Here is a 10,577-nt window from a genome sequence, read left to right as displayed (position 1 = left end):
CTCCTCCTTGCCCGACGCGACAGTGGGGCAAGGACACGCACGCCGACGGCGCCGCCGCCACCGGCCCCGGCACCATCGAAGCCGCCCTGCGCGCCAACCTCCTGCCCGCACGCCGCCCGAGGATCAGCGCCCGCAAGGTGAAGGCCCCGATCTCGCGCTACCACTCCTGGCACGGTCAGGCCCGCCCCGCCACTCCCACCGCCGTCGAGAGGATCGACATCACCGTGCACCACCGCACTGACACCAGCCCCACGCTCACCGAAGCGACATCTCATGCGACGAACCGAGTACGACGAGGGTAAGGCCGCCAAGCGCCTGCGCGCGCCTGGGGCCGCATTCCGGTGGGCGCGGCGCATCGGGCTCATCCCGGCATCCGTTTACCTTCGCAGGCTGCCTGACGCCCACCAGCCACTGACGCCTCAACAGCGAAGACCGGCCTGTTCAGTTGACAACCCCATCCGATAGGAAACCTAGCCGTTTCGGCTCAATGCGTGCCGATCGCTTGCGGGTAGTTGAAGAAGCCGGTCGGGTCGTACTTCCGCTTCACGCGGACCAGGCGGGGGTAGTTCGTGCCGTAGTAGGCCCGCCGCCAGTCCTTCAGCGTGGGGTCGGGAAAGTTTTGGTACGCGTGTTCGGGTGACCTGTCGGGGAAGATGTCATCGTAGAACTGCTTGAGCCAGTGGAGGTTGGCTTCGGCGACGCCGGGATGGTCGTAGTCTGCCCACGAGGTCTCGGCGGCGAAGACGAAGAGGCCGCTTCGGTGTACGAACGCGGTCGCGTTCGGTGGTACCTGGTTGATCTCACCGCCGAGGGCGAACATTGCGAACCCGGCTCCATCCTCGTTGCCGCTGCCAGGCCACTCCAGCAGTCGCTCGGCTGCCGCGCTGACCTGCTGATCGGTCAGGAGTGTGCGGGAGTGCAGGATCGCCGACTTGGCGGCAAAGCGTTCGACTGGTGTGGTGGCGCTCAGCAGTACGCTCGCCTCACCGGGGGTGACCTGACGGACGGACGCGCTGTTGCGGGCACGTTCCTCAGCCGTGCCGATCTTGAGTAGCGGGGCGAGGATGGCACGCAGTTCCTGGACAGTGCCGTAGTACTGGCCAATGGCGTTGACGTTGGCGTTCGCATGGATCTGCGTCCTGGTCAACCCGTTGGTCCCGATGCCCAGACGCAGATGGAACCGCTTGTCGTCCACGGCGTCCTGGGCGATGTGCTGTGCGGCGGCGATCACCGGCAGTACGGAATCCAGGCTCCAGCGGAGCCGGTAGACCCCCACGGTGCCCTCGAACTGCTCGTACTGGAAGGTGAACGAGGTGTTGACACCGAAGTTGTTGCCGGCTCCGCCGCGACAGGCCCAGAACAGGTCGGGGTGCGAGTCCTTGCCGGCCTTGACCGCGCGTCCGTCGGCGAGCACGACGGTCGTGGCAACGAGCCGGTCGCAGGTCAGGCCGAACATCTTGTCGCTGAAGCCGATACCGCCGCCCAGCACCAGCCCCGCGACCCCAACGCTGGGGCAACGACCGGTCGGCACGAACATGCCGTGGTCCTCCAACATCGGATGCAGGTCGCCGTTGGTGACCCCGGCCCCTACGGTGACGGTACCGGCATCGTGCACGACCTTCATCGGCCCGTAGACCCGAGGGCGGGCACCACCCGGCATCGGGGTGGAGACGATGCTCCTCATGCGGGCCATATTCAGCAGCAGGCCCGTGGTGGTCGAATACCCGGCGTAGTTGTGTCCCAGCCCGGAGCGCGGTACGGCGGGCAGCCCTACCGCGCGAGCCCAGCGGATCGCCTCGCACACGTCCCCGGTAGTCGCGCAGGCAACGATGCCGGCAGGCCGAATTCCGGCGTACCTGTGGTTGAACGGCAAGGCCAGCGACGGGTATACAGAGCCACGCGGCCGGTAGAGGGTAGCCCCAGGGGACAGCGCATCAGCCAACCGCTCCCAGTCGCGACGGCCAACTCGCTCTGCTGCCTCGGCTACCGCAGCCGCACTCTCCGGTACCTGAAGCCCCAGCGCCCCACCAACGGTGCCCAACACGCCTGCCCGCAGCACGTCCCGCCTGCCGATCACAGTGACCTACCCTCATGCAGCGGTCGCAGGCTCACCTGCGATCCCATCGACCAGTTCACTGATCGTCGAATGGTGCCACCCCCGTCGGCTCCCCACCCGCCAAGCCCACCACACGAAAAGACGAGAGATGCACCGCCAAACAGCCCAGACACACACCCAAGGAGCCGCCGCCCGGCCATCAGGGCCGACAAGACCGACGGTGTGCGCGCCGCATACCTGCACGGCCAGTCCATCGCCGGCCTCGCCCGCGAGCACGGCGTCTGCCAGGGGCCATCCGCACCGCCGACCTCCTGCCCGAGCACACCTTCGCCGAACGAGCCCACCACGCCCTCGTCCACGATCTCCTCACGCAGGGCATGGGCCCGCGCCACATCATCGCCCGCCGCCCGGGCTGGGGTCCGCACACGTCCAGCGGTACGCACGCGCCGCCAGCCGGCAGGACCTGGTCAAAGGCCGCAAGCACCAACTCACCAGCAGACTCGACCCGTTCAAGCCCTACCTAGCCCAGCCCTGGGTCGAGACCGAAGGGAACGTGACCATCCTCGATCTCCACCGGGAGATCACCGCACGCGGCTGCCGTAGCAACTACTCCACCATCCGCGACTGGATCCGCCGCGACCCGCCACGCCGCATCTGCCGAAACCCGGTGGCCGGGGCCGGCGCTGGAACGACCACCGGACTGTGATCAGCGGAATCCTGTTCCGGATCCGTACTGGCGTCCCGTGGCGTGATCTACCGGAGCGGTTTGGGGGTTGGAAGACTGTCTATGAGCGGCATCGCCGTTGGTCGGCGGATGGCACCTGGGACCAGATTCTCCAGACCGTCCAGGCAGAGGCTGACGCCTCGGGACGGATCGAGTGGACCATGGTGAGCGTGGATTCGACATCATGACGGGTCGGCCCACCAGGACGCCGCTGGGGCACCCCGCAGATCGCCGCGCACCCCGAAAGGCGAACAACGCCCCGCCAGCACCGCGCCGATGAAAAACTGGGCCGCTCCCGTGGCAGCCTGACCTGACCCTATGAGGGCCGGGGCCCCATCCGCGTCCAGCCGGGACGACGCGCGCCTTGACCACCCCGGCCCTCATGGGTGCACGATCCACCTTGGCGGCGATATCGAGGTCGAACGCACGATCAACCGACTCAATCACTCTCGAACCGTGGCGCTACAAGCGTACATACGTCTTCCACGGCACGGCGGCCGTGGTCTCGCTCCGCCTCTGGCTCAAGCCGTGATCATTCGCTGTCAGAGGCGACGACGGCTTTCATCGAGGACCGGGTTCACCAGCAACGCGACCATGCGCTTGTGGGGAGGAAGTGGGGAAGGTCGTCCATCGCTTCGGAAGGTATGAACACCGGCCGTGTGAGCAAGTGGTCACCCGCTCGCTGCTCATCGATCACGACGCCCAGAGTGTCAGAGCCGGGTACGCCTGCGTTCATGTAGCTGAGTTCCGTATAGGGCTCGCGGACCTCGGCTCGGTCGATCATCCACTGCTCCAACACCGAAGGTACGCGGCCGACCAGGGCCATGCCGTCAGCGAAGACCTGAGGTCCGCGCAGTGCGTCGACCACAACGCCAGCCAGCCGTTCCTGCCGGTAGTAGAGCTTCAGACCGAACTCCTGGTAGACGCCGTCCTCGGCTGTGGAGCCAGTCTACTTCGCAGACTGGCTACGCGTGTGCCTCTGGAGTTGCGCCGTGACGTCACTCAAAGCCCGCGATACCTCGTTGGGCCTCATGCCGAAACTCGGCGGGCCCACGCTCACGAACGGATCCAGCGTCCACTGCTGCCGCTCATTGTCCGACAACACGTCCCACCACTTGAACATGGCCACGAAGATTACGGCAGCTTGATCGAATCTCCCTGTCCGCGGACGGCAGACCACGAGCGCCAGATCCGCCGGACAGTCCCTAGGCTTTCCGGGCCAGCCCGGCCGCGATGAGACGCTCCCAGACGGTGAGCTCCCGTTCGCCGCTGCTGTTCCACGGGCTGTCAACCACGTCAGGACGCCACAGGGACGCAGGGACGATCCCGGGGTCGAGGATCTCCAGGCCATCCAGCAGGGATTCGATCTCCTCGTCGGTGCGCCACCGGCCGCGCCCGAAAGTCTGCTGCAGGACTCCCTCGGCCTCCGCTGTCTCCGGATTGTTGCCGGAACGGAAGTGGCTGACGAAGAAGTAGCTCCCGGAGGGTACATGGTCGCGCCAGTAGCGGACGATTCCAGCTGGGTCTTCGTCGTCGTTGACGTGGTGAAGGATGGCGCTGAATATGACGGCGACGGGGCGATCGAAGTCGATCAGTTCCAGGGTGTCCTGGTGGGTACGCACGTCTTCGGGGTTGCGTACATCGGCCGCGACGACCCGGGTCTGGTCGTTCTCCTCCAACAGGGCACGGCCGTGAACCAGCACTTGGGGGTCGATGTCGACGTACACGACCCGAGACTCCGGAGCGTGCCGTTGCGCGACCTGGTGGACGTTGTCGGCGGTCGGAAGACCACTGCCCAGGTCGATGAACTGCCGCACGTCAGTGGTCGTCGCGATCTGTCCAACCGCCCGGGTCAGGGCCGCGCGGTTGGCGAAAGCGATTGCTACCGAACCAGGAAGGTCACGTTTGAATACGTCGCCGACCTCCCGGTCCACGGCGTAGTTGTCTTTGCCGCCGAGCAGGTAGTCGTAGACGCGGGCGATACTGGGCTTGGTGGGGTCGATGGAGGAGCCCTTATCCGTCATGGTGATCATCCTCCCCTGCAACGTCGCCTGCTGACCACCACTTTGGCACTGCGACACCCCCATGTACGGCTGATCCGCCCAAACCCGCACCACGACTCGCCGCGTCGACCGGCAGGACCCAGCAGCCCAGCTCGCATGGCAGCCATGTCCGCCAGATCATCCGCGTCCTCGTCCGCGCCCTCGCTCACCTGCGCAGAGCCCCTGAACGGTGTGGCGCCCCGCCACCCAGCGCGGTCCCTGGCCAGCGTGAATCCTGTCACGCCTCATACGTCCGCCAATCGACGCGCATGGTTCACGGTGGACACGGAAAACCTCCCGGCGACGCGCGCCCGCGTTCAGCCGTGCACCGCCCGCAGCCGGATCGGGGGCCGGTGCCCCAAGCTCACCCCGAACCAGGCCGCGGCTGCCGAGCAGCTCTCCGACGCCCGCGAGAAGAGCGTCCAGCAAATCGCCGGCCTGTTAGGCGTGCCCCGCTCCACGGTGTACAGGCACCTCGACAAAACCAATACGGTCGCCCGCCGACCCAAGGAAACCGCTGGCCTCTGAAAGCTACCGGCGACAGGCAGTGGGCCCGGGCGGGTTCACGCTCCCCCGGCGAGCGCCGCCACAAGGCGTGGCCACTCGGACGAACAGGTCCCTTGGCATCGTTGTGCGCCCTATCCTCCCTACAGAACATGGCAAGTTGGGGGGTGCATGCGTTTCACCTTCGTGCACGGAACCGGTGTGCGCCGAGAGCGTTTTGATGATTTGTTCCGGTGGGTTCGCGATGGGCTGTTCGTGTCCGTGCTCGAGGAGGTCGACATCAACGAGGATCTGGCCGTGGGCGTAGCACGCAGGCCGAAGGTGCGGCCGGTCAGGTCGGTGAACGGTGCTTGGCCTCGTGCAGCGCCGGCGCTGCGGCAGGGAGCCGTTCTTGAGGCGGTACAGCTCACCTGGGACGCCGGCGTCGCGCAGGTCCACGGGGGTGGTGAGGATCTCCAGGGAGAAGGCGCGCTGCAGGGGCAGGCGCCGGTTGTCCGTACTCACGATGGCGCGGTGCAGTATTTCGGCGAGAACGCGGGTGAAGACGCGCTCGCTCCCCGGTGAAGTCGTCACAGAATGGTGCGGGCCCTGACTTCTCCTGCTCTGCCCGGATGCCACAGCCCGGATTCACGCCGCCTACGTGTCGGACACCATCTGGCCAATAAGCGGGCATCCGCCAGACTCATCCCGGAGGTCTGATCCACCCCCGATTTCGGTGCCGACGGCTTTGTTTTCGGCTCGTTCCCTTTCATCCCAGGACGCAATGCGACATTCATCACAGATTGGAATTGTTAAGCAAGGCGACACGAGTCCTTTATTGTGGTCGGACTTCAGGCGCAAACCGGACGTACTGGCCGTCTCCAGTCGAGAGCGGGCGATCCGCGGCCGGGCAATGGTGCCCGCCGCCTGACCGACCCCCGGAGCGCTCGGAGCGACCGGTAACCCCTGAGCACTGACGCGCAGGGACGTAGATCTTCGGCGGCCCCTGACCACGGGCGCCGCCGTGTCATCGACCGGCGGCGCGCCTGCGCTCAGCCCTGCCTGCGCGTCGACGTGATCAGTACCAGCACCGATTCAGGCACCGAGTGGTGCCGACGGAGGTAGATCTGTGGCATTGGCCAGAATCAAAGGGGTGACGGCAGCCGCCCTCACAGCGGCGATGGCGGGAGCCGTGCTCACGGCGTGCGGGCCGCACGCAGGCGGGCACATACCCCGGAGCTCGCCCAGCAGCGTGACCCCCTCGACGAAGCCCTCCTCTCCCGGGCCGCACCCCTCGTCCCCGGCGCCGTCGCCCTCGTCCGCTTCCCCGTCCGCGTCGGCACCCGGCCGCGCGGCAGGAGGAACGCAGTCCGGCCCCAGCACAGGCTCCGCCGCGGTGCCGTCCGGGCCTGCTTCGCAGTCCGGCCCGGCGAATGCCGACGGGCAGCTGCCGAGCGCCCAGCCGGGCTCCGACGTGCTGGTCGGCCACGGGGTGGAGGGCAGCGGCAAGTCCGTAGCGCTCACCTTCGACGACGGCCCGGACCCGCGGTGGACCCCCCAGGTGCTGGCGCTCCTCGCCCAGCACCACGCGAAGGCCACCTTCTGCGAGGTCGGGCCGCTCGCCCAGAGCTACCCCTACCTGACCAAGGCGATCGTCGCGGACGGGGACCGGCTGTGCGACCACTCGGTCCATCATGACGAGCAGCAGAGCCGCAAGCCGGTCGAGTACAACATCCACGAGATCGTCGACGCCAAGCGCGAGATAACGAACGCCGCGGGGAACGGCGCGAAGCTGATGTACTACCGGGCACCCGGCGGCGACTGGAGCCCGACGATCCGGGGGATAGCCGGCGCCAACCACCTGCAGCCGCTTGGCTGGAGCGACGACGCCAACGACTGGCGGCGCCCGGGTGTGGACGGCATCCTGCGCAACATCAACCAGGACTTGCGACCCGGCGCGATCATCCTGATGCACGACGGTGGCGGTGACCGTTCGCAGACAGTGCAGGCGCTCGCCCGTCTCCTCGACCAGCTGGACGCTCAGGGCTACAGCTACGGCTTCCCGGCCTGAGACGCCCGCATGGGGAATGTCCAGTGAACGGCCCTGTCTCACATTCGGTGGTGACATTGTATGGCGCCGACGTCGTCGACATCGCGTGAGAGATGTCAACGAGCCTGCGGACGTGGCGCTTTCGGGGCTGTTCCCGCTGGTCGTCGAAGACGTGAGCGGATCCTGGTGCAGGCCCGGACCCAGGAGGACACCGCGGTGTGCCCAGTGTGCGGGGGCTTCGCCGGGACACGTGCACGGCTGCTACGGCAGACTGTCGACGGTCACGTAATTCGGCTCTGTCGGGGATCTTGTGACGTCGGCGGGGTCATGGGCTGTGGAGGATGCGTCTGCGGAGGAGGTCGAGGTTGGCCCGGCCGAAGCCCTTGCCCTTGAGGAGCCGGGCTGTGGTCCCGGGGCCCTCGACCTGGCCTGAGCTCCATGGCGTGGACAGGCCGGCGGTGACCGCGTCCAGGTCACGATTCATGCCGTCGACCAGGGAGTGCAGGGCGGGCAGGTCGTCTGCGAGGACGCGGTCCATCCAAGCGGGCAGGTCGTCGCCGCGCAGGTCGCGCATCATGGCGGCGAAGTCGCGGACGTGGCCTGCGGTGGCGTCGAGGTGCGGGCAGATGGCCCGGATTTTTTGAGCTCGGCCGCGTCGGTCCCGGCGAGATGTCCGGGGTTGGTCATGATCCAGCGGACGATGCGCCGGGGTTTCGGGGCGGGCCGTGGCTCGGGAGCAGGCGTGGGCGGCTGCCGGTGAAGCCGCGTGCGCGCAGTTCCTGGTGCAGCTGCGGTTGAGTGGTCCAGCCGCAGCCGACGGCCGATCGCGGCCAGAGATTCACCCTCGGAGAGCAGTTGCTGCACCGCTGTGTACCGCTCGGTGGTGCGGGCCACCAGCCGCTTCGGGCGCCCGAGGACGTCCCGAGTGCCGTCCGCGTGGACGCGGTGGCGGACTCCGTGACAGCTGGGGCCGTGGTGAACGCCTTCCGGATGCAAGGGTGATGGGCACCGGCCGTCTCCTCGACCGTCTCGGCGAGGTTGGGCAGCGGGTGCCAGGGGCGCCGGGGCGGGTGAGAAGCAGCGGTAGTAGGCGAGTTCACCGGTGGTGCGGTTGCGGCGGACCAGCAGCCGGTGACTGCCTGGCCGGGGCTCGGCCAGGTCGATGACGGCCCAGTCGTAGAAGCGGTGCCCCTTGGCGCCGGCCCCGGCCGACAGCTTCTGCCAGGCCCGCCTGGGCACCTTCGCTGCCAGGCATCCGCGCGGAACTTCCCCGCACCGGTGGTGACTTCGGCTGAGCAGGCGACCGCGAGCACGTAGCCGGCCCCGCGCTCTTCCAGTGCGGACCGCAGTTTCGGGTTGCCGCCGTAGACCTCGTCGCCTGCGACCCAGTCCACGCGGTGCCCGGCGTCGAGGAACCGGCCGATCATGCGGGCGGCCAGTTCCGGCTTGGGCGCGAAGACGGTGTCCTCGCCCAGGCCCGCGGCCCGGCAGCGGTCCGGGTCGCACGTCCACGAGCGCGGGATGTACAGCTCCCGGTCCACCGCCGCGTGCCCGCGCCCTCCCGCGTAGACGAGGTAGACCGCGACCTGCGCGTTTTCGATCCTGCCGGCGGTGCCGGTGTACTGGCGCTGGACGGCGACGGTGTGCGTCCCCTTCTGCACGTCGCCGGTCTCGTCGACCACCAGCACCGCGTCCTCGTCGCGCAGATGCTCCAGCACGTACTCGCGCACGTCATCCCGCACGCGGTCGGCATCCCACCTCGCCCGGCCGAGCAGGTGCTGCATGCCGTCCGGACTCGTCTCCCCGGCCCACTCGGCGATCGACCAGCAGTTCTTGCGCGGCAGGACCGGCAGCAGCCCGAGTACCAAGTCCCTCACCCGGCGCCGGGGCTCAACCCGCGCGAACCGGCCCGCTCTCCGGCCCATCAGGACCTCGAACGCCTCCTGCCGGCGGGCTGGTTCTACGCTGTGACCCGCGGCCACGACAAGATCTTCAGTCTTCACACACCGATGATCAGCCGTGGCCGTACCCGTCAATCAGCCGACCTGTATTGAGCGCTCCAATTGGTTGTGGCCGCGCTCCACGTCGAACGTCGCAGTCATCACGGAAGCGCGGCCGCAACCCTTCACCCGGCCATTCCGAGCACCAAAGAGGCCATACCCTTTGACCTGCGCATATGCGCCTCTGAGGTACTCGGGGGCGATCGTCCACTGTACGTCCGACGTGCCGCCTCGCGCGTCGTGCTATCGAGTTCGCCTCCGCCACACGCTTCATGCGTGAGCGATGAGTTTGGGCGGCGGATCGGGTCTGCCCTGGCATGACTCGAATTATCGCTGACATCTCGGTCTCTCTCGACGGCTTCGTCACCGGGCCCGACCCCAGCCCGGACAACGGTCTGGGCACCGGCGGCGAGGCCCTGCACACGTGGGCGTTTTCCGACGACCCCGACGACCGCCGGGTCCTGCGCGAGGGGACCGCCCGCTCGGGCGCCGTCGTCCTCGGCCGCCACCTCTTCGACGTTGTCGACGGGCCGAAAGGCTGGGGCGACACGACCGGCTACGGCGCCGGCGAGGTCGGCAAGCCCGCGTTCGTCGTCGTGACGAGCTCGCTGCCAGAGTCGGTGCGGACAACCAACCTCGACTGGACGTTCGTCACCACCGGTCTGCCCGACGCCGTCACCGCCGCGCGCGAGCGAGCCGAGGCGGCGTCGTCGGACAGCGGCAAGGACCTCGACGTCATCCTCATGGGCGGCGGCGCCACGGTCGGCTCGGCGCTCGACGCCGGGCTGGTCGACACGCTGACACTGCACCTCGCGCCCATCGTGCTGGGCGCCGGGACACCACTGTTCACCGGCGAAGCGCCGCGCACGCTGGTGCAGCGGAGCGTGATCTCGACATCGACCGCGACGCACCTGACCTACGACGTCGTCCGGTGATCCGATGACCACTGTCAACGCCAATGAGATCGCCTTGGGCATCGAGTCGTTCGGTGACGACGACGCCCCACTCGTCCTGCTCGCGGGCGGGACGACGATGCTCTCCTGGCCCGACGCGCTTTGCGAGCGCCTCGCCGCCGGCGGGCGCCGTGTGGTGCGCTACGACCTGCGCGACAGCGGCGAGACGACGACGACGGATCCGGAGGCGCCCGCCTACACCCTGCGCGGCCTCGCCGCCGACTCCGCGGCCCTTGCTGACGCGCTCGGCGGGGGGCCTGCGCACCTCG

The 10,577-nt window shown here is 68.2% G+C and carries 11 protein-coding genes and 2 pseudogenes; 8 read left to right on the top strand and 5 right to left on the bottom strand.

Annotation, left to right across the window (positions count from 1 at the left end):
• Nucleotides 1–302: pseudogene (locus ABT186_RS46255) on the top strand (hypothetical protein); the annotation flags it as partial.
• A gap of 182 nt (nucleotides 303–484) precedes the next feature.
• Here ABT186_RS46255 and ABT186_RS46250 read toward each other — a convergent pair.
• Nucleotides 485–2,077, bottom strand: coding sequence for an FAD-binding oxidoreductase (locus tag ABT186_RS46250; RefSeq protein WP_351231145.1), 1,593 nt, complete (start codon nucleotides 2,075–2,077; stop codon nucleotides 485–487).
• A gap of 532 nt (nucleotides 2,078–2,609) precedes the next feature.
• Here ABT186_RS46250 and ABT186_RS46245 point away from each other — a divergent pair.
• Together ABT186_RS46245 and ABT186_RS46240 are read left to right on the top strand one after the other, a co-directional pair.
• Nucleotides 2,610–2,762: a hypothetical protein gene (locus ABT186_RS46245; protein ID WP_351231143.1), complete on the top strand. Its 153-nt coding sequence runs from the start codon at nucleotides 2,610–2,612 to the stop codon at nucleotides 2,760–2,762.
• Nucleotides 2,711–3,091: pseudogene (locus tag ABT186_RS46240) on the top strand (transposase); the annotation flags it as partial. The gene ABT186_RS46245 and the pseudogene ABT186_RS46240, both read left to right, overlap by 52 nt.
• 266 nt (nucleotides 3,092–3,357) lie before the next feature.
• On the opposite strand, the gene ABT186_RS46230 reads toward ABT186_RS46240, so the two are convergent.
• Nucleotides 3,358–3,606 carry a hypothetical protein gene (locus ABT186_RS46230; protein ID WP_351930413.1) on the bottom strand — a complete coding sequence of 83 codons (249 nt, stop codon included), beginning with the start codon at nucleotides 3,604–3,606 and terminating at the stop codon, nucleotides 3,358–3,360.
• A gap of 379 nt (nucleotides 3,607–3,985) precedes the next feature.
• A complete protein-coding gene (locus ABT186_RS46225; protein ID WP_351231175.1) occupies nucleotides 3,986–4,804 on the bottom strand; it encodes an SAM-dependent methyltransferase in 819 nt (272 codons plus the stop codon).
• 246 nt (nucleotides 4,805–5,050) lie between these two features.
• Here ABT186_RS46225 and ABT186_RS46220 point away from each other — a divergent pair, with 246 nt between their 5' ends.
• From ABT186_RS46220 to ABT186_RS46210, 3 genes are all read left to right on the top strand, one after another.
• Nucleotides 5,051–5,350: a helix-turn-helix domain-containing protein gene (locus ABT186_RS46220; RefSeq protein ID WP_351231139.1), complete on the top strand. Its 300-nt coding sequence runs from the start codon at nucleotides 5,051–5,053 to the stop codon at nucleotides 5,348–5,350.
• Between the two features lie 147 nt (nucleotides 5,351–5,497).
• A complete protein-coding gene (locus ABT186_RS46215; RefSeq protein WP_351231137.1) occupies nucleotides 5,498–5,890 on the top strand; it encodes a hypothetical protein in 393 nt (130 codons plus the stop codon).
• Between the two features lie 811 nt (nucleotides 5,891–6,701).
• Nucleotides 6,702–7,376 (top strand): polysaccharide deacetylase family protein, encoded by a 675-nt coding sequence (locus ABT186_RS46210; protein WP_351231135.1) that lies wholly within the window; start codon nucleotides 6,702–6,704, stop codon nucleotides 7,374–7,376.
• 304 nt (nucleotides 7,377–7,680) lie between these two features.
• Here ABT186_RS46210 and ABT186_RS46205 read toward each other — a convergent pair whose 3' ends face one another.
• A complete protein-coding gene (locus tag ABT186_RS46205; RefSeq protein WP_351231133.1) occupies nucleotides 7,681–7,932 on the bottom strand; it encodes a transposase in 252 nt (83 codons plus the stop codon).
• A gap of 106 nt (nucleotides 7,933–8,038) precedes the next feature.
• On the bottom strand, nucleotides 8,039–9,358 hold the full coding sequence (locus ABT186_RS46200; RefSeq protein WP_502973532.1) for an IS701 family transposase: 1,320 nt from the start codon (nucleotides 9,356–9,358) through the stop codon (nucleotides 8,039–8,041).
• A 314-nt stretch (nucleotides 9,359–9,672) separates the two neighbouring features.
• Between ABT186_RS46200 and ABT186_RS46195 the strand changes: the two genes are divergently transcribed.
• Together ABT186_RS46195 and ABT186_RS46190 are read left to right on the top strand one after the other, a co-directional pair.
• On the top strand, nucleotides 9,673–10,290 hold the full coding sequence (locus ABT186_RS46195; protein WP_351930411.1) for a dihydrofolate reductase family protein: 618 nt from the start codon (nucleotides 9,673–9,675) through the stop codon (nucleotides 10,288–10,290).
• 4 nt (nucleotides 10,291–10,294) lie between these two features.
• The coding region (locus ABT186_RS46190) for an alpha/beta fold hydrolase (RefSeq protein ID WP_502973531.1) at nucleotides 10,295–10,577 on the top strand (283 nt) is incomplete at its 3' end.

The organism is Streptomyces sp. NPDC001634 (assembly GCF_040298185.1).
Taxonomy (GTDB): Bacteria; Actinomycetota; Actinomycetes; order Streptomycetales; family Streptomycetaceae; genus Streptomyces.
The sequence above is the reverse complement of the archived record's forward strand: the minus strand, read 5'-3'. Positions and strand labels throughout refer to the sequence as shown.

What these genes read in the sequence shown, in the direction of transcription:
- ABT186_RS46230 (WP_351930413.1), bottom strand. Translation starts at nt 3,606, where the DNA reads ATGGCCCTGGTCGGCCGCGTACCTTCGGTGTTGGAGCAGTGGATGATC.
- ABT186_RS46225 (WP_351231175.1), bottom strand. Translation starts at nt 4,804, where the DNA reads ATGACGGATAAGGGCTCCTCCATCGACCCCACCAAGCCCAGTATCGCC.
- ABT186_RS46215 (WP_351231137.1), top strand. Translation starts at nt 5,498, where the DNA reads ATGCGTTTCACCTTCGTGCACGGAACCGGTGTGCGCCGAGAGCGTTTT.
- ABT186_RS46205 (WP_351231133.1), bottom strand. Translation starts at nt 7,932, where the DNA reads ATGATGCGCGACCTGCGCGGCGACGACCTGCCCGCTTGGATGGACCGC.
- ABT186_RS46195 (WP_351930411.1), top strand. Translation starts at nt 9,673, where the DNA reads ATGACTCGAATTATCGCTGACATCTCGGTCTCTCTCGACGGCTTCGTC.